Origin of the sequence: Pseudoprevotella muciniphila (assembly GCF_003265305.2) — a bacterium.
Classification (GTDB): Bacteria; Bacteroidota; Bacteroidia; order Bacteroidales; family Bacteroidaceae; genus Alloprevotella; species Alloprevotella muciniphila.
On record NZ_CP033459.1, the window covers coordinates 1,974,383 to 1,993,323 of the forward strand.

An 18,941-nucleotide genomic window follows, 5' to 3' on the forward strand; every position below is an offset into this window, starting at 1 on the left:
TTAATATATGAATCTTTTTACTTCTCTGGCAACAGCAGCATCCTCCACTATTTGCTTTTTCAGTTCTTCAAGCGAGTCGAAGCGTTTCTCTCCACGCAAGCGTTTCAAGAACTCCACTTGCAAGATTTCGCCATAGATGTCGGCATTGAAATCAAGTATGAAAACTTCTATCGATCGGTCATTCCCATTAGCAAGTGTAGGGCGACGACCTATATTAAGCACTCCGCGATACGTTTTTTCTTTCCATATCACATCCACAGCGTATGCTCCATCTTGCGGAATCACTTTTCTGGAATCATTTGGGCGGAGGTTGGCTGTAGGGAACCCCATAGATCTGCCCACCTTATGACCTTCCACCACAGTGCCACACAGGCAATAGTGACGGTGAAGTAAGAGTTCTGCACACTCCACATCGCCTTCAGCAAGCAGCCTTCGAATGAACGATGAACTGATATTATCTGTGCCGCAGTAAAAAGGTTTTGCCAGCTCCACTTCGATTCCCACTTCTTGTCCCACCGCAAGATAGTGGTCAAAACCGTTCTCCGTGTCGCTACCAAAATGATGATCGTACCCAATGAGCAAGCAATCCACTCCAAGCGTTTTATGCAGAATGTCTGTCATAAATTCACGCGATGTCATTTTGGCAAATTCTTCGGTGAAATCAAGAATTTTTACCTCATCCACATGCGATGCTTTGAGTAGATCAATGCGCTCTTCAAGTGTAGTGAGCAGTTGTGGTTGATAGTCGTTATGGAGTGTTTGACGCGGATGCTCACGAAAGGTAACCGCCATTGTCTTCAGCCCACGCGCACTCGCCACTACCCGCAACTGTTCTAAGAGGTAGCGGTGACCACAGTGCACACCATCGAAGAAGCCAATGGTAGCAGCATATCGTGAGTCGTTGATCTGCATATTGAATTGGTTTTCTTTAGTTGTCTAAAAAATAGCCTTCGCTGTCGAAGTATTTGAACCATTCAGAATTCTTCGGTGCAAGGCGTGCCTGCATACCGCATTTCCTTGCCGCCTCGCAGTTTTGATCACTGTCATCAAAGAAGATAATGTCCTCCGCTGGGCAACCAATGGTTTGGATGACTCGCTGGAAAATTTCTGGTTCAGGCTTTTCGCAGTGCATCTCACAGGAAAGGAAGATGTGTTCGAAAAAGTCGTTCACACAGAGGTCCTTATAGAGGAAGAAACGGTTACGCGCCATGTTCCAGTGCACCTCGTTCGTGTTGCTCAACACGCTGACGTGGTAATGCTGCTTGATTTTCAACAACATTTCAAGACGTTCCTGAGGAACATCTACGAGGAACTTCTCCCACGCGCTGACAATGTCGGCATCGGTGAGGTTTAATCCCGAAAGGTGGCGCACCTCCTCGCAAAATTCGGCTATCGTTGCCTCACCGCGTTCTATCTTCGAGAGTATGCCACTTTGTGCATACATTCCGATGTAGGGGCGCAACTGAAATCCGAGTGCCTCGAAAGCGGATATGCATCGCTCCAAATCGAGGTCAACGAGGACACCGCCAAAGTCGAAGAGCATAGTCTTGTCCCTCATGTTCATAATCTGACTATTGATGTTCTGTTTTTATTATTTTATAGAGTTTATCACTCGGTCGCACCTTGTCAGAAACTGGAATGGACACACTCTGCCCTTTCTGTGCAGTCTGCACAGGATGGTCATCGAAATAGATTTCTTTGGCTTCAAAATAGCGCGCTCCCACCGTTGGTCCCATCAGTAGCAATTTGTCGCCAACACTCACTTCTGCAGCCTCAATTTTGAACTCTCCTACCCCGAGACGAGAGAAAAACTTCACACCGCGCCCCACATAGACTTTCTTCTCTGTGGCTTGCGAACCATACACCTTGCTCCACTCGCCAAGTCGCTGTCCAAGATAATAACCATCCCAAAAACCACGATTGAACACGGTTTTAAGTCGTTCATTCCATGCCTCAACTTTTTCTTGCGAGAAAGTGCCATTGCAAACGGCTTCTATGGCTTCTTTGTAGCATGCCACAACAGTGCTTACATATTCTGCAGAACGTGCACGACCTTCAATCTTGAACACACGTACACCTGCTACCATCATTTTATCGATAAAACCGATAGTTTTGAGGTCTTTCGGACTCATAATGTACTTATTGTCCACTTCGAGTTCGATGTCCGTCTCGCGGTCTTTCACAACGTATCCTCTGCGGCACACCTGCATACACGCTCCACGATTGGCGGAATGGCCCAGGTTGTCGAGCGAAAGGTAACACTTGCCGCTCACAGCCATGCATAATGCACCATGGCAGAACATTTCTATGCGTACGAGGTTGCCGGAGGGACCGCAAAGATGGTGGTCCACGATATAATCGTAAATGGTGCGTACCTGGTCGAGGTTCAGTTCACGGGCGAGCACTACAACGTCGGCAAACTGGGCATAGAAGCGGAGGGCGTCCACGTTCGATATGTTCAACTGAGTGCTGAGGTGCACCTCCTGTCCTATCTCGCGGCAGTAGAGCAACACAGACACATCGGCTGCTATGACGGCAGAAATGCCGGCGGCTTTTGCAGCATCGCATATAAGGTGCATCTGTTCGAGTTCCTCACCATATATGATGGTGTTCACCGTGAGGTAGGTCTTGACCCCTCTCTCCTTGCATTTATTGGCAATATCGTGCAGGTCGTTCAGCGTGAAATGGTTGGCAGAGTGGGCACGCATGTTGAGTTGCTCAATGCCGAAATAAACGGAATCGGCACCGGCATCAAGGGCGGCAACAAGCGACTCGCGAGATCCCACGGGCGCCATGATTTCAAAGTCGTTCAGTTTCATCGGGTGCAAAGTTACTCTTTTTTCGGCTAATTATCCGCCATGCAAGCTTTTACTGACCATTTATATAAAAAAGTTTATTAACTTTGCAAGATAAATACGCTAACATAACGTTTGCAATTATGGCTGAAATATTTTGCACCCGATGCGGCACACGCATGCCGGACGGAGTTTCTGAATGCCCGTCTTGCCATAACCCTATACAACATTACGGCACGGGAGGACCACAACAGGCGGCAAATCCTGCACCGCATGCCGCATATCAAAACAGGTATGGGCAGGCGCCTGTACCGCCTGGCAATGGTAATCACGGAAACAAGAATTTGCTGATAATAATCATCGTTGCGTTGATCGCCGTAACGATATTGCTTGCCGTTTTAGTCTTGCAACGTTGCTCAGGAAGCGAGAATCCACCCGCTGTACCTGCCGACACATCTGCCACTGCCGCCAAAGCGAACAAACCCGACACTGTCGTGAAGGAAGTCGTCGTAGTCAAAGAAACGGCAGAACGCGTGGAGGTACCAACTGCCCCACTGCAGTCAGGCACTATACAAGCCTACGACGGATTTCTCAACATACGAAGCCGCCCAAGCGCAAGAAGCAGGATAGTGGATGTGTACTACAACGGCAACACCATCTATTACAGGCGCAACGGCGGAAGCAGTTGGGTGAAAGTGTATGACAGTACGGGAACCAGAATGATTGGCTATGCCAACAGTAACTATATCTATTAAATTTATCTTTCTGAAGTTATCACTACGCCCGGAGTTATCGGAGTTAAAGAAGTTAAAGACGATACGTTGGACCGAAAAATAATATCAGCATAATGATAATTAAGAAGTTAAACGAAGTTAGAGAAGTTAGAGAAGTTAGAGAAGTTAGAGAAGTTAGAGAAGTTAACGACGATACCTTAGACCGATAAATAACAAAAGAAAGAAAAACATCAGCATTAGGTAATGTCGTTAACTTCGAGCGTAGCGATAACTTCAATAACTTCGCTAACTTCAAAGAGAAAGAGGTAATGTCGTTAACTTCAAGCAAACGAAACTTGCGAAACTTGAATAAATAACATGCAATAAAACACTATAAACTAAAACCTATGAAACTGAAAACGTTGACAATATGTTCCTTGCTGCTGGCTTCTGTCACCATGAATGCTTCATGCGAGGATAGGGCAAATAATACAACGACAAAAGATTCTACAGAAGTTGCAGAGGACAATAACTCCGAAAATGCCGATGAATTCGTGAAAAAATGGAAAGCAGGCACCATCGTTTCGGAAGCACAGGTGAAAGCCGTCGGCATAGACAACTGCTTCAAGGCTGAAGAAATAAGCGATGCCGTCTTCGCACGAATGAAAGGCAAGTCGTATAAGGAAGGGTGCCCCATACCGCTCAGCGATCTGCGCTACCTGAAGGTGCTCCACCGCAACAAGGACGGCAAGATACAACTCGGCGAGATGGTGTGCAATCGCATCATAGCAAATAAGTTGCTCCGCATCTTCCGCAAACTCTACGACATTGGCTACAAAATTGAGCGCATGGTGCTGATTGACGATTATGATGCTGTGGACGAAAAGTCGATGACTGCAAACAACTCTTCCTGTTTCTGCTATCGCAACGTGTCCGGCACCACTACCATCTCCAAGCATGGTCGCGGCCTCGCAGTAGATATCAACACACTATATAACCCTTACGTGAAAGTGCGCAACGGCAAAACACTCGTTGAGCCTGCTGCAGGCAGACCATACATCAACAACCGCGACAAGCGTACAGACATCCCATTCAAAATAGACCGTAACGATTTGGCTTACAAGGTCTTCACTGCTGAAGGCTTCACATGGGGTGGCAATTGGAACTCTGTAAAAGATTATCAACACTTTGAATACGACCCGAAATGAAAAAGAAACTGACTTTTTTGCTGGCAGTCTGCTTAGTCATAAGCAGCGCGAGCCTGTTGAACAGTTGCAAGACAGTAAATGCCGGTAGCGCAACTCGTCCACACCGGCAGGTGGAAACCGCCGAACTGATACGTACCAGTCAGAGTTGGGATGGGGTAGAACTGCCCGACTATCTGCAGGGACGACCCGAACTGGTGGCGGTGAAGTACGTGATTCCAGCCGGTAGCAAACTGGGCTGGCACCATCATCCCGTGATGAACTATGGCATTCTGGTGCAGGGCGAACTGACCATCATCGGCCTGGATGGCAAAACAAAGGTGGTGCACGAGGGAGAAACCGTTGTTGAAATGGTGAATACCATACACCATGGCGAAAACCTTGGCAAGAAGGACGTCATCCTCTATATGTTCTACCTCTCGAAGGATGGAATGCCGCTCGCCGTGCAGCATCCCGAAATACCAATGAAATAAACGTCCCTCTATAATAGTTTTATGACAATGAGTAAGCCAACGCAGGAACTGCCAGAGCGTATGTTGCTGCTTTGTGCCTGTGCCGCTTATGAGGCACGGGGTGATTTGGAAAAACTCGAAACAGCGATACCCCGTGCACTCGAAGCAGGGGTAACAGTCAATGAACTGAAAGATGCCTTCGCACAATTATATGCCTATACAGGCTTCCCGCGTTCGCTGAATGCATTGGGTGTGTTGGAGCGGGTGCTGACAGAGAAAAAAACACAAGGAACAGCGTACAAAGAGGGAAAACCTTTTACACGCCCTGCCGAATGGGATGACGCTGCATTGGCGCTGGAATCGGGAACAGAGATGCAGACGCGCGACGAGGGCGGTACACCGTGGAACTATACTTTTTGCCCGCAGGCAGACTACTACATGAAGTCGCATCTCTTTGGCGACATCTATGCCAGCGACCAACTCACTGCTGCTGAGCGAGAACTCGTTACAGTGGCAGCACTCAGTGCTATGGAGGGCGTGAAACCGCAGTTTGAAGGGCACAAAGAATGCGCAGTATTTATGGGTAACACCAAAGAACAAGTAGATACGCTGTGCAAATGGCTCGAAGAAAACGCGTTATAGAACACCACTGAAAGCATTCACGATGTTCATGGCGTTCACAGTGTTCACAGTGTTCACAGCGTTCACGGTGTTCACGGTGTTCATGCGTTCACGGTGTTCACACTCCTCAAGCGTGAACGCGTGAACACTTGACACAAATTATCAGTTAAAAGATTAATTATCAATTATTTAACCTTTATAATAGATTATATGTTAATCAATTTGAGAATTTAATAATTATTATTTTCTGTACAACCAACTCTTTCAGTTCATACATATCAAGTTATTTTTTTGAGAATAAACTCTATAATTTTTCGCATACGCTCAACAATACGTCTGTTATTCTTGAAAAAAAATCTATTGTTGTCTGATAAAAATTCATGTGTAATATATATCGGACAAATAGCGTGAACACCTATTTATTTACATAAACACTTGATATTCAGTTTATTACTTGATAATTTAAGCGAAAGTGTTCACGCGTTCACGCTTGAGGAGTGTGAACACCGTGAACGCATGAACACCGTGAACACCATGAACGCTATGAACGCCGTGAACACTATTTTCTGCTTATCTTTCCGTGCTTTTGCAAACCCTGCTTAGCAAAACAAACGCTTTGAATTACAGTAAGTTGGGAAAAGAAAGAAAATAATGGTTTTTTTAGAAACTATTTTAGAAAAAATCTTGTTGCATGTTTTCTTTTTTGTAATTTTGCATTCGATTTGGAAGAAAAATTTCGCATCGGCGAAAATTGACTGAAGAAAAGCCAATCAACGACAAAATCAAAACAATTATATTTTTTACAAAAAATTATGGCAAACATCGATTTAACAAAGTACGGTATTACCGGTGCAACGGAAGTGATCTACAACCCTTCTTACGAAGTATTGTTCGCTGAAGAGACTAAGGAAGGTCTTGAAGGCTTTGACAAGGGACAGGTAACAGAGCTCGGTGCTGTTAACGTAATGACAGGTATCTATACCGGTCGTTCTCCCAAGGACAAGTTCATCGTTGAAGACGAGAACTCAAAGGACACTGTATGGTGGACCACTCCCGAATATCCCAACGACAACAAGAAGTGCTCTGAGGCTTCTTGGGCCGTTCTGAAAGAACTTGCTCAGAAAGAACTCTCTAACAAGCGTCTCTTCGTAGTTGACGGCTTCTGCGGTGCAAACAAGGACACTCGCATGAAGGTTCGCTTCATTATGGAGGTGGCTTGGCAGGCTCACTTCGTAACAAACATGTTCATCCGTCCTACAAGTCAGGAAGAACTCGACCAGGAGCCCGACTTCATCGTTTACAACGCCAGCAAGGCAAAGGTAGAGAACTATAAAGAACTCGGTCTGAACAGTGAAACAGCTGTTGTTTTCAACGTAACAAGCAAAGAACAGGTAATCCTGAACACATGGTATGGCGGTGAAATGAAGAAGGGTATGTTCTCTATGATGAACTACTTCCTCCCACTTAAGGGCATCGCTGCCATGCACTGCTCTGCAAACACCGACATGAACGGTGAAAACACCGCTATCTTCTTCGGTCTCTCCGGTACAGGTAAGACCACACTTTCTACCGACCCGAAGCGTCTGCTCATCGGCGACGACGAACATGGTTGGGACGATGCAGGTGTGTTCAACTTCGAAGGTGGTTGCTATGCTAAGGTAATTAACCTCGATGCAGAAGCTGAACCAGACATCTACGGTGCTATCAAGCGCAACGCGCTCCTTGAGAACGTTACTGTTGATGCAGAAGGTAAGATTGATTTTTCAGACAAGAGCGTGACAGAAAACACCCGCGTTTCTTATCCAATCGACCACATCACAAACATCGTGAAGCCTATCAGTCATGGTCCCGCTGCAAAGCAGGTTATCTTCCTCAGTGCTGACGCATTCGGTGTGCTTCCTCCCGTTTCTATCCTTTCTCCGGATCAGGCTAAGTACTACTTCCTGAGCGGTTTCACAGCAAAACTCGCCGGAACGGAACGCGGTATTACAGAGCCCACACCTACCTTCTCTGCATGCTTCGGTCAGGCATTCCTCGAACTGCACCCCACAAAGTATGCTGAAGAACTCGTACGCCACATGGAAAAGAGCGGTGCTAAGGCATACCTCGTAAACACAGGTTGGAATGGTACAGGCAAGCGCATCTCTATCCGCGACACACGCGGTATCATCGACGCTATCCTCGGTGGCGCAATCCTCAACGCTCCTACAAAGCAAGTGCCCATCTTCAACTTCGAAGTACCTACAGAACTCGAAGGTGTTGACAGCGGTATCCTCGACCCACGCGACACATACGCTGACGCAGCAGAATGGGAAAAGAAAGCCGTTGACCTCGCACAACGCTTCCAGAAGAACTTCAAGAAGTACGAAGGCAACGAAGCAGGCAAAGCCCTCGTTGCTGCTGGTCCACAGCTCTAAGAATAGATTTCTTGAACATCATAAAGGCACAGGCGAACATTCGCTTGTGCTTTTTTTTGGCGGTATTCGGAACTATCGGAATACTCTGAATAATCCGAATAATCAGAACATTCAGAACACTCAGATTACTTTGAATTATTTGGTGTCCGGTAAACGGGCAGAAAGCCCCAAAAACTCATAGCCCAGGACAACGTCCTGGGTGAATGTAATTAAAGGTATTGGCGCGCTGAGAGCGCAAAAGCAGAGATACAAACAGAGTGGCGTAGATGTTTTATTCATAGTGCTTTTGTCCTTGCAGTACGTGCTTGCCTGCAATCCTATACCCAGAGCGTTGCACTGGGCTGGGAGCAGTAAGGCTTTCAGCCTAATCCGAGCGCTATAACTTACAAAACAAATCAGCGTATGCCGTGATGTTGGCATACGCTGATTTTTAGATGTGTTTTGGTATAAGGCTTTACAGCAGACTCCATGCCACTGTGAGACCTGCCATGACGATGGAAACCATGCTCATGAGTTTGATGAGGATGTTGAGGCTGGGGCCGCTGGTGTCCTTGAATGGGTCGCCCACTGTGTCGCCTACGATGGTGGCTTTGTGTGCGAAACTGCCCTTACCGCCGAAGTTGCCTTCTTCCACGTTCTTCTTTGCATTGTCCCATGCACCGCCGGAGTTCGCCATGAACACGGCGAGGGTGAATCCTGCGCAGAGTCCGCCGAGCAGCAGACCAAGCACGCCAGCCACGCCGAGGATAAGACCTGTGGCGATTGGAATGATGATGGCGAGCACTGAAGGCACGATCATTTCGTGCTGTGCAGCGCGTGTGGAGATTTCTACGCAGCGTCCGTAGTCGGGTGTTGCCTTGCCTTCGAGGATGCCTGCTATTTCGCGGAACTGACGGCGTACTTCAACCACCATTTTCTGTGCAGCGCGTCCTACAGCCTCCATGGTGAGTCCGCAGAAGAGGAATGCTGCCATAGCGCCGATGAATGCACCGACGAGTACGCGTGGGTTCATCAGGTTTACCTGGAAGTGGTTCATGAAGTCGGGTATGGTGGCATCTGCAGCATTAACTACTTGCCCGCTAACGTTTACGATGGTTTGCCCAGCTTCTTTCATTGCGATTTTCACTTCCTCTATGTATGAAGCAAGGAGTGCGAGGGCTGTGAGGGCTGCACTACCGATGGCAAATCCCTTACCTGTTGCAGCTGTGGTGTTACCCAGTGCGTCGAGGGCGTCTGTGCGGTGGCGCACTTCTTCTCCGAGTTCGCTCATCTCAGCGTTACCGCCTGCGTTGTCGGCAATAGGACCGTAAGCATCTGTTGCGAGTGTGATGCCGAGTGTGGAGAGCATACCTACTGCAGCGATACCGATGCCGTAGAGACCGTGTGAAATGCTGGCTGCTTCCAGTTCGAGTTCAAAGCCATTGGCGCAGAGGTAACTCAGAATGATGGCTATACCTATGGTCAATACAGGAATACATGTGGAAATCATACCTGTTCCGATGCCCTTGATGATGACTGTTGCAGCACCTGTCTGTCCTGCTGCAGAAATATCCTTCGTGGGCTTGTAACTGTGTGAGGTGTAGTATTCCGTTGCCTGTCCGATGATGACACCGGCTGCGAGACCTGTAATCACGCTGAATGAGAGACCTATCCAGTTCTCCATGCCAAGACTCCACAGGATGACGAATGCTGCTACAGCGATGAGCACTGCGCTGACATTCGTACCGAGTGAGAGGGATTTGAGCAGGCTGCGCATTGAGGCACCTTCTTTTGTGCGTACGAGGAAAATACCGATGAGAGAGAGGAAAATACCTACAGCAGCAATCGCCATAGGAGCGATAACAGCGCGCATCTGCATATCGTAACTTGAAGAGATAAATGCTGTTGCGCCAAGGGCTGCTGTAGAAAGGATACTGCCGCAATAACTTTCGTAGAGGTCGGCTCCCATACCGGCCACATCTCCCACATTGTCGCCCACGTTGTCGGCAATGGTAGCGGGGTTGCGTGGGTCGTCTTCTGGAATGTCTGCTTCCACTTTGCCCACGATGTCAGCACCTACGTCGGCAGCCTTTGTGTAGATACCACCGCCCACACGAGCGAAGAGTGCCTGTGTGGATGCACCCATACCGAAGGTCAGCATCGTAGTGGTAATCGTGATGAGCGCCGTCTTTTCATCAGTGTAGAAGGCATTGAGAAGGAGGAACCAGATAGCGATGTCGAGCAGTCCGAGACCAACAACGACAAGTCCCATAACCGCACCCGAGCGGAAAGCTACTTTCAGGCCGCCATCAAGACTCTTGCGTGCTGCGTTGGCAGTACGTCCGCTGGCGTATGTGGCAGTTTTCATGCCGAAGAAGCCAGCCAGTCCGGAGAAGAAACCGCCGGTAAGGAAGGCGAAGGGTACCCATGGATTCTGTACGTGGAGCACGTATGCCATGAAGGAGAAGAGAATGGCAAGTACGATAAAGACGATGAAAACGACTTTGTACTGCTGTTTGAGGTACGCCATTGCGCCTTTTCGCACATAGAGCGCGATTTCTTTCATTCGTGGTGTTCCTTCGTCGGTCTTCATCATCGAGCGGAAGAAATACCAGGCCATCGTCAGCGCGACTACAGAAGCCACGGGGACAAGCCAGAATAGAGGATGGATGTTCATCATTTTACTTTAGTTTTTTTATTGTTTGTTTGAATTTGTTGTTCTTCTTCAATGAGTTCGAAGTCGAGTTGCTTGCGGTCGAGATTGGCGCGTGCCACTTTTATTCTGACCGGGTCGCCAAGGCGGTAGCGCTTGTGGTATCGGCGCCCCCACAGGCAGTAGTTCCTGTCGTCGAATTCGTAATAGTCGTCTTCGAGGAAGCGTAGCGGCACCATGCCTTCGCAACCATTGTCGTCCACTTCCACATAGAGACCAAATTCCGTAACACCACTTATGGTGCCATTAAATACTTCTCCGAGGTGTGCACCCATGAACTCCACTTGCTTGTACTTGATACTCGCGCGCTCGGCGTTGGCAGCAAGTTGCTCCATGTTGGAAGAATGTTCGCAGAGTTCCTCATACTTTTTCTTGTTAGCACTTTTTCCGCCTTCCTGATAGTGGGTGAGGAGGCGATGCACCATCGTGTCGGGATAGCGACGTATGGGCGACGTGAAGTGGGTGTAGTACTGGAACATCAGTCCGTAGTGACCAATGTTGTGTGTGGAGTAGCGTGCTTTCTGCATAGCTTTGAGTGCCACGAGTTCCACCATCTTCTGCTCTTTGCTACCCTTTGCATCTTCGAGCAGTTTGTTGAGACTTTTCGACACTTCCTTCTTTGTACCGCTGGTCTTTACTTTGTAGCCAAACTTATTGACGAACGAGCAGAGAGTTTCAAGTTTTTCCGGGTCGGGCACATCGTGTATGCGGTAGGGGAGGGTCTTTGCTTTCGTGCCTTTCTGTACGCGCCCAATCATTTCTGCCACACTCCGATTAGCCAAAAGCATGAATTCTTCCACAAGTTTGTTGGCATCCTTTGCCACTTTTATATAAGTGGAGATGGGTTTTCCCTTGTCGTCGATTTCGAAACGTACTTCCGGACGGTCGAATCCTATTGAGCCTTTCCTGAACCGGGCGCTTCTGAGTAGTTTCGCTATGCGATTGAGCGCGACGAGTTCTTCCACATACTCGCCTTGCAGCGGACTGCCTTTGGGTAGCGGTTTGGGATGATGCCCCGGCTGTGTGAGGTCCTCTTCACTCGCTTCGCGGTTGAGTTCGAGGATGTCCTGCACTTCTTCGTAGGTAAAGCGCCGGTTGCTCTTAATAACGGTATGTGCGAGATGCCAATTCTGAATTTCAGCATTGTCGTTCATCTCGAAGATGCATGAATATGCCAATTTCTCTTCGTCGGGACGGAGTGAGCAAATGAAGTTGCAGAGCCGTTCGGGAAGCATAGGGATTGTGCGATCTACAAGATAGATACTCGTTGCACGTTTTCTGGCTTCCTGGTCGATGATGTCGCCTTCTTTCACGTAGTGCGACACGTCGGCAATGTGTACGCCTATTTCCCAATTGCCGTTTTCCAGTTTTCGGATACTGATGGCGTCGTCGAAGTCTTTTGCATCGTGTGGGTCGATGGTGAATGTCGTTACCTCGCGGAAGTCCTCACGGCTTGCTATGACTTCGGGTGTGATGCCGGGTTCAATCTGATTGGCAGCATCCTCCACTGCCTTTGGATATCTGTGTGGCAGTCCGAATTCTGCGAGAATGGCATTCATCTCTGTGTTGTTTTCGTACTGCTTTCCAAGCACTTCAACCACTTCTCCTATCGGACTCTTGGCATCGTCGGGCCATGAAACAATCTTCACGATGGCTTTGCAGTTGTCTGTGGCGCCGTTGAGTGACTTCTCCGGGATAAAGATGTCCTGTGCCAGAAGTCGGTGGTCCGTAATAAGGAAGCCATAGTTGTGCTCCACTTTCATAAGTCCTACAAATGTTTCACGCTTTCTCTGTATGATTTCAGTAACGGCAGCCTCTCGTGCATGGTTGTGGCGCTTGGCTAGCATCGTTACTCGCACGCGGTCGCCATCAAGGGCATGAGCAGCGTTGCGTTCAAAGACGAGGATGGACTTGCCTCCGTCGTCGGGTATGAATACGTTTCTGCCGTTCTGCCGGCGCTGGAACACGCCTTCCATCACCTGCGAGCGCACAACGTACTTATAGTTTCCTTCCTTATCGGTGGCGATGTAGTCCTCCATCATCAGGTCGCCCAGCACATCGATGCAAAGCATCTTTGTGGGATGTGACGTGATGTGCAATGCCGAGAAAATGTGCTTGACGTTGAACGTCTTTGTGGCGTTCGACTCAAAGAAGTCAATGAGGAACGCGCGTATGTCCTTTTTGGTAAGTCGTCCTAATGATTTCTTTCTTGCCATAGTTTGTGGAGTTTATATTTCTATATTACAAAATAAACCATTTTTCATGGAACAGCGCCACAAAAATATGAGAAAATTTTGTCAATCTTCTTTGTTTGCCCGTTTGCGTGCGAGGTGGTCGAGGATAGTCTTTCGCATGCGCATAGACTTTGGTGTTACTTCGACATATTCGTCTGCCTTGATGTATTCGAGTGCTTCTTCGAGCGAGAAGATGACGGGCGGAATGATTCTTGCCTTTTCGTCCGTACCACTCGCACGCACATTGGTCATCTGTTTGGCTTTAGTTACGTTCACCACAAGGTCGTTCTCATGGACATGTTCGCCCACCACCTGTCCGGCATAGACTTCGTCCTGAGGTGAGATGAAGAATTTTCCACGATCTTGTAGGTGGTCGATGCTGTATGCGAATGCTGTGCCGTTCTCCATCGAAATCATAGAGCCATTGGTGCGCCGCAGGATTTCACCCTTGAACGGCTGGTATTCCTTGAATCTGTGCGCCATGATGGCTTCTCCCTGACTGGCTGTGAGCACATTGGTACGCAGGCCGATGATGCCCCTTGAAGGGATGTCGAATTCGAGATCCACACGTTCGCCCACATTCTGCATGATTCTCATTTCACCCTTTCGGCGTGTTACCATGTCGATCATTTTCGACGCAAATTCTTCCGGCACGTTGATGGTGAGTTCCTCGATGGGTTCGCAGCGCTTACCGTCTATTTCCTTGAAGATGACTTGTGGCTGCCCCACTTGCAGTTCGTAGCCTTCGCGGCGCATCGTTTCTATGAGAATGGAAAGGTGAAGCACGCCACGTCCGCTGACAATCCATGAGTCGGTGCCTTGCGGCATGACGCGTAGCGCAAGGTCCTTTTCCAATTCTTTGGTAAGCCGCTCACCGATGTGCCGGCTGGTGCAGAATTTTCCTTCCTTTCCAAAGAAAGGACTGTCGTTGATGGTAAAGAGCATCGACATGGTGGGCTCGTCGATGGCTATGGGCGGCAGTGCTTCCGGTTCGTTGAAGTCGCAGAGTGTATCGCCGATTTCGAAGTTTTCAAGCCCGATGACGGCACAAATGTCGCCACTTTCTACAGAGTCGGTCTTCTTTCGCCCCATGCCTTCGAAAGTCTGGAGTTCCTTTATCTTGGTCTTCTCCATCGTTCCGTCGCGGTGAGCAATGGTGCAGTTCATGCCATCTTTGATGACACCGCGATGCACACGCCCTACGGCGATGCGCCCGGTGTAGTTGGAATAGTCAAGACTCGTAACGAGCATCTGCGGTGTGCCTTCCAACTGTGTTGGGGCAGGGATGATTTCTATGATTTTGTCGAGTAGATAGTTGATATTGTCAGTAGGAGTCTGCCAATCTTCGCCCATCCAACCTTGCTTGGCAGAACCATAAACCACAGGGAAGTCGAGTTGGTCCTCTGTTGCACCGAGTTCAAACATGAGGTCGAACACCATTTCATACACTTCTTCCGGACGGCAGTTGGGTTTGTCCACCTTGTTAACCACAACGATGGGCTTCAGTCCTATTTCGAGCGCCTTTTGTAGCACGAAACGCGTTTGCGGCATTGGTCCTTCGAATGCGTCCACAAGAAGCAAGCAACCGTCTGCCATATTGAGCACGCGCTCCACCTCACCGCCAAAGTCGCTGTGTCCCGGGGTATCGATGATGTTGATTTTCGTGTCGTTATAGTTGATAGAAACGTTTTTCGACAGGATGGTGATGCCGCGTTCGCGTTCCAACTCGTTGTTGTCCAAGATGAGTTCGCCGGCATTCTGGTTCTGTCGGAACAGGTTGCCTGCCAAAAGCATCTTGTCAACGAGAGTAGTTTTACCATGGTCAACGTGTGCTATGATGGCGATGTTTCGGATGTTTTGCATTTGATTTTCCTTTGAATTGGCATTTCAGGCCAAAGCCCATTTTTCGGGGAGCAAAGTTACAAAGAAATGACCACTAAATGTGGTAAAAACACGAAAAAGGCAACCTTGTGGTGGTTGCCTCTAATGTATTGTTATGTCGATATGACGTTAGTTAACGTGGAAATAAACTTTTGGGTCGAGTTTATCGAAGAATTCGCCTCCGTCCTTGAACCCTTCGAAGTCCAGCGTGCGGAAGTGCTGCAGGTAGGTGGGCATTTCGATGGCTTGCTGACCGTTTGTGTCTTCCCTGAGGTGCTTTTTTTCTTCGTTGAGGAAGTCCACCCACTCTTCCATGTATTCAGTACGTATCTTGAGGCCGGTCTCCCATGCGTAGTAAGCGTTGACATAGAGGAAGTGGCGGCTGAGTTTGTTCACGAGCGACTGAAGGAGGTTGGTGTTGTCGGCGTCCGTCTTCTTGATGTAAGCCGTGTAGCCCAGATAGCTGCATGCCCAGAAGTCGCCAGCCTCGCCTTGGAAGAAGAGCGTATTTTCGGGGAAGTATTCCACTGATTTCGAGTACGTGTTAGGCTCGGCATAGAGTCTGATGCCTGTAACAGAGTCGGGTGTGAGCACATACATCGGAATGGGATTTTCGCGGCTCAGTACTTCTTTGTCGCACTGTATGGAATCGTTCACATAGCGTGTCCAGTTGTCGTTCTCATTCTGTGCATAAATATTGGTAATGCCCATCAATGCGGCAAAGACCAAAAGCAGTGTTTTCTTCATAAATTCTTTTTTGAAATGATGTCCTTTTTGTATTCCGACGGCAAAATTACGAAAAAGTAAAATAATTTGTTTCTTTAGGTTTTATAATAATTGTTAATTATTCGAGTTTCATTTGCTTGAAGTTAACGAAGTTGATGTTTTCTTTGAAGTTAACGAAGTTATTGAAGTTATCGCTACGCTCGAAGTTAACGACGTTACCTTATGCTTATATTATTTATCGGTCCAACGTATCGTCGATAACTTCGTTAACTCCGATAACTCCGAGCGTAGCGATAACTTCAGAAAGTTGAATTAATTATCTTTTTGGCTTATTATTGTTCGATGTCCATGGCGAGTCGCAGTCCGAGGTAGTCGTCCTTGTGTGTGGGGAAGGCGTAGAGTCGTCGTGTGGACCGGCAGTAGATGTTCCATCCGTCGAAACTGCCTCCACGGCGCACCCTTCGTTCGCCTGTTTCGGGCCCTGTGGGGTTCACTGCTTTGTCGGCGGTGTATCGGGCATACCAGTCGGAGCACCATTCGTACACGTTTCCGCTCATGTCGTAAAGTCCGAGTTCGTTAGGCAGTTTTTCAGCAACTTTGTGTGTTTTGGAGCCCGAGTTGTTGCCGAACCAGCATACGTCTTTAATGCTGTTGCTGCCGCTGTAATAGAAGCCGTTCGACTTGTTTCCTCCGCGGGCTGCAAATTCCCATTCTGCTTCTGTTGGCAGTCGGAAGGAGCGTCCTGTCAGGCTGCTCAGTGTGGCAACGAATGTCTGGCAGTCATCCCATGTTACGGTTTCCACGGGCAGGGAATCATTCTCCGTGAAACTCGACGGGTTGCTACCCATGACGGCTTTCCACAGTTCTTGCGTTACTTCTGTTTCGGCTATGTAATAGTCGCCTACTGTTACCTGGTGGATAGGTGCTTCGTTGGAGAAGGCGTTCGGGTCGGTGGAACTGTCGGCGCCCATCATGAATGTGCCCGAAGCCACGCCTTTCATGGTGAACGTTACGCCGTTGGCTGTTACTTCGATGTCTGGAAGCGTGTGTTCGTATTGTCCGAGTATATAGTTGGTAAGCGCCACGATATCGCTCACGTTCACTTCTCCGTCGCCGTTGATGTCGCCGTATGTCGCGTTGTCGAGTGTGCCGTTGCCCAGAATATGGTTTACAAGGCTCACCACGTCGGTAACGTTGACTGTTTCGTCGTTGTTCACATCTCCGAAGATGTGGGTAGCCGAGGCTGTGAATGGCATCAACAGGCTTATCAGTATATAGCAGAATCTTTTCATTGGTCAGGTTATTGATGAAGCGCGGCAAAGGTATGTAAAAATCACGAAATGATACGGATATACCCTTAATTATTTGATTTTTTGCGCATTACAATAGGTTTAGTCTAGTTCGTTGGTAGCCTTGATGAGCCATTCGCGGTCGGCATTGTCGGTAAGTAGTGGTAATAATTTCTCTCGCACTGTTCGGTGATAGTCGTTCAGCCATGCTATTTCGTCCTTGTTTATTATCGAGCGCTCTATTGCAGCCGTGTCGATAGGACAGAGGGTGAGTGTTTCGAACTTGAGGAAATCGCCGAAGTCAGTCTTTCCTGCAGGTACGGTCAGCAGTATGTTTTCAATGCGAACTCCAAATTTTCCTGCCACATAGATGCCAGGTTCGTTCGTAACGACCATTCCCTCTTCGAATGGCACCATTGTGCAACCGCGCAGATTCTTACGGATCTGGTGTGGTCCCTCGTGGCAACAAAGATGGCTTCCCACACCGTGTCCTGTGCCGTGTCCGAAGTCGTAGCCGCATCGCCACATATTCATGCGTGCCGCTGTGTCGAGTTGCAGGCCTGTGGTGCCTTTCGGGAATTGCATCTGCGAGAGGGCGATGTGTCCTTTCAGCACGAGCGTGTAAACGTGTCGTTCCTCATCGGTCAGAGGTCCGAGGGCTATGGTGCGTGTGATGTCGGTTGTGCCACAGTCGTACTGTGCGCCGCTGTCGAGCAAGAGTAAGCCTTTGGGCTGTAATGCAGCACTACTTGCTTCGTTGGCTTCATAGTGGACGATGGCGCCGTGGGGACCATAGCCGGCAATAGTGCCGAATGACAGTCCTTCAAAACCTTTCTGCTCCGCACGCAGGGCAGTGAGTTTCCTGTCTATGCTCATCTCTGTCTGTCCGCCTTGTGTAACTGCTTCATCCAGCCATCGGCGGAAACGTACTAAAGCTACACCGTCTCGCAGCATCGCCTCGCGCATACCGGCTATTTCGCCTTCGTCCTTCTTGGCACGCAGATGCTCTACGGGCGAAGTGGTAATATAGTCCTTGTCGGCTACTAATCCTTCCACCATCATGCTGTTCATGGTGCGCGCTATAGCGATGCACCCCTCTTCGGCTATTTTTTTCAGCACGAAATTGCGCGTTTCGTCATAGGGCAAAACGCTAACCTCTGCCGTTCTGAGTGATTCGCGTGCCTCGTCAGTGAGTTTGTTGTCGTCAACGAAAAGCGCAGTCTCGGTCTGCCCTACGTACAGATATGCAAGGAACACGGGGTTGTAGTCCACATCGCCTCCTCGCAGATTGAGCAGCCATGCTGCGTCAGCGAGTTCATTTAGCAGTATGCTACCGCTGCAGTCCGGTGCGTAGCGGCGCAAGTCGTTTCGGATAGCAGCCAGTTTCTCTGCCGCTGTCTTACTCGTATAAATGGGATTCTGCACTCTGATCTTTCCGTTGGGTAACGGTGGTCGCCCTTCCCACAAACTGTCTGTTACTTCGGGTGGCGTCAGGCGTAGTGTGCGTCCCAAGTCAGCCAGCATGTCTCTTTCAGGGATCATCAGCGTGCTGCCATCGGCTGCTATCACATCGCCCGGCGAGGTGTGCCTGCATATCCATTCGTCGGTTTCAGGCACTCCTGGCTCGCCTTCTTTCATTAAGATGATGCCACTCCCACGTAATTCTTCTTCAGCCTGTAGCCAATAGCGTGAGTCGGTCCACAGTGCGGCTTCGGTCTGTGTGACGACAGCCGTGCCGGCAGAGCCTGTAAATCCTGTCAGCCATTTCCGGAACTGGAAATGTGCCGGCAGGTATTCGCTGCCGTGCGGGTCGCTTGTCGGTGCGTAGAATGCAGCCACACCCTCGGCTGCCATCCATTCGCGCAATTTTTCTATAGGTAAGGTCATGATATAGTCCTGTTTAAGTGTGGTTTCCA

Annotated in this window: 15 protein-coding genes; 5 read left to right on the top strand and 10 right to left on the bottom strand. The window is 48.9% G+C overall.

The annotated features are described in order from the left end of the window. Genes ribF through C7Y71_RS07915 form a run of 3 tightly spaced genes read right to left on the bottom strand, consistent with a single transcriptional unit; the run spans position 1 to position 2,819 of the window. Positions 1-912: a riboflavin biosynthesis protein RibF gene (ribF, locus tag C7Y71_RS07905; protein WP_111898029.1), complete on the bottom strand. Its 912-nt coding sequence runs from the start codon at positions 910-912 to the stop codon at positions 1-3. A gap of 16 nt (positions 913-928) precedes the next feature. Next, entirely contained in the window at positions 929-1,558 is a 630-nt protein-coding gene (locus tag C7Y71_RS07910) for an HAD family hydrolase (protein WP_226943418.1), read from the bottom strand. A gap of 13 nt (positions 1,559-1,571) precedes the next feature. Next, positions 1,572-2,819, bottom strand: a complete 1,248-nt coding sequence (locus tag C7Y71_RS07915) for a peptidase U32 family protein (RefSeq protein ID WP_111898031.1) — start codon at positions 2,817-2,819, stop codon at positions 1,572-1,574. 119 nt (positions 2,820-2,938) lie between these two features. Here C7Y71_RS07915 and C7Y71_RS07920 point away from each other — a divergent pair, with 119 nt between their 5' ends. The 4 genes from C7Y71_RS07920 to C7Y71_RS07935 all read left to right on the top strand — a co-directional run bounded on the left by C7Y71_RS07920 (position 2,939) and on the right by C7Y71_RS07935 (position 5,807). Further along, positions 2,939-3,550 carry an SH3 domain-containing protein gene (locus C7Y71_RS07920; RefSeq protein ID WP_111898032.1) on the top strand — a complete coding sequence of 204 codons (612 nt, stop codon included), beginning with the start codon at positions 2,939-2,941 and terminating at the stop codon, positions 3,548-3,550. 365 nt (positions 3,551-3,915) lie between these two features. After that, positions 3,916-4,716 (top strand): M15 family metallopeptidase, encoded by an 801-nt coding sequence (locus C7Y71_RS07925; protein WP_226943419.1) that lies wholly within the window; start codon positions 3,916-3,918, stop codon positions 4,714-4,716. Then, positions 4,713-5,186, top strand: coding sequence for a cupin domain-containing protein (locus C7Y71_RS07930; RefSeq protein WP_111898033.1), 474 nt, complete (start codon positions 4,713-4,715; stop codon positions 5,184-5,186). Before C7Y71_RS07925 ends, C7Y71_RS07930 begins: the two co-directional genes overlap by 4 nt. Positions 5,187-5,213: 27 nt before the next feature. Beyond that, on the top strand, positions 5,214-5,807 hold the full coding sequence (locus C7Y71_RS07935) for a carboxymuconolactone decarboxylase family protein (protein WP_193215877.1): 594 nt from the start codon (positions 5,214-5,216) through the stop codon (positions 5,805-5,807). On the opposite strand, the gene C7Y71_RS11850 is transcribed toward C7Y71_RS07935, so the two are convergent. Continuing rightward, positions 5,802-5,942 carry a hypothetical protein gene (locus C7Y71_RS11850; protein WP_193215878.1) on the bottom strand — a complete coding sequence of 47 codons (141 nt, stop codon included), beginning with the start codon at positions 5,940-5,942 and terminating at the stop codon, positions 5,802-5,804. The two genes, C7Y71_RS07935 and C7Y71_RS11850, sit on opposite strands and share 6 nt — an antisense overlap. 656 nt (positions 5,943-6,598) lie before the next feature. Between C7Y71_RS11850 and pckA the strand changes: the two genes are divergently transcribed. After that, on the top strand, positions 6,599-8,203 hold the full coding sequence (pckA, locus tag C7Y71_RS07940) for a phosphoenolpyruvate carboxykinase (ATP) (RefSeq protein WP_111898035.1): 1,605 nt from the start codon (positions 6,599-6,601) through the stop codon (positions 8,201-8,203). A gap of 454 nt (positions 8,204-8,657) precedes the next feature. Here the strand turns inward: pckA and C7Y71_RS07945 are convergent, their stop codons facing one another. From C7Y71_RS07945 to C7Y71_RS07970, 6 genes are all read right to left on the bottom strand, one after another. Then, positions 8,658-10,859, bottom strand: coding sequence for a sodium-translocating pyrophosphatase (locus tag C7Y71_RS07945; protein WP_394366625.1), 2,202 nt, complete (start codon positions 10,857-10,859; stop codon positions 8,658-8,660). Continuing rightward, the gene (gene rnr / locus C7Y71_RS07950) at positions 10,859-13,111 is read right to left on the bottom strand and encodes a ribonuclease R (RefSeq protein ID WP_111898037.1); all 2,253 of its coding nucleotides are present in this window, start codon (positions 13,109-13,111) and stop codon (positions 10,859-10,861) included. The genes C7Y71_RS07945 and rnr overlap by 1 nt, the downstream gene beginning before the upstream one ends. A gap of 81 nt (positions 13,112-13,192) precedes the next feature. Then, a complete protein-coding gene (typA, locus tag C7Y71_RS07955) occupies positions 13,193-14,992 on the bottom strand; it encodes a translational GTPase TypA (RefSeq protein WP_111898038.1) in 1,800 nt (599 codons plus the stop codon). A 147-nt stretch (positions 14,993-15,139) separates the two neighbouring features. Further along, positions 15,140-15,757 carry a hypothetical protein gene (locus tag C7Y71_RS07960; RefSeq protein ID WP_111898039.1) on the bottom strand — a complete coding sequence of 206 codons (618 nt, stop codon included), beginning with the start codon at positions 15,755-15,757 and terminating at the stop codon, positions 15,140-15,142. A gap of 311 nt (positions 15,758-16,068) precedes the next feature. Beyond that, positions 16,069-17,028: an SUMF1/EgtB/PvdO family nonheme iron enzyme gene (locus C7Y71_RS07965; RefSeq protein WP_111898040.1), complete on the bottom strand. Its 960-nt coding sequence runs from the start codon at positions 17,026-17,028 to the stop codon at positions 16,069-16,071. Positions 17,029-17,127: 99 nt separating this feature from the next. After that, entirely contained in the window at positions 17,128-18,912 is a 1,785-nt protein-coding gene (locus C7Y71_RS07970; RefSeq protein WP_111898086.1) for an aminopeptidase P family protein, read from the bottom strand. Positions 18,913-18,941 lie beyond the last annotated feature (29 nt).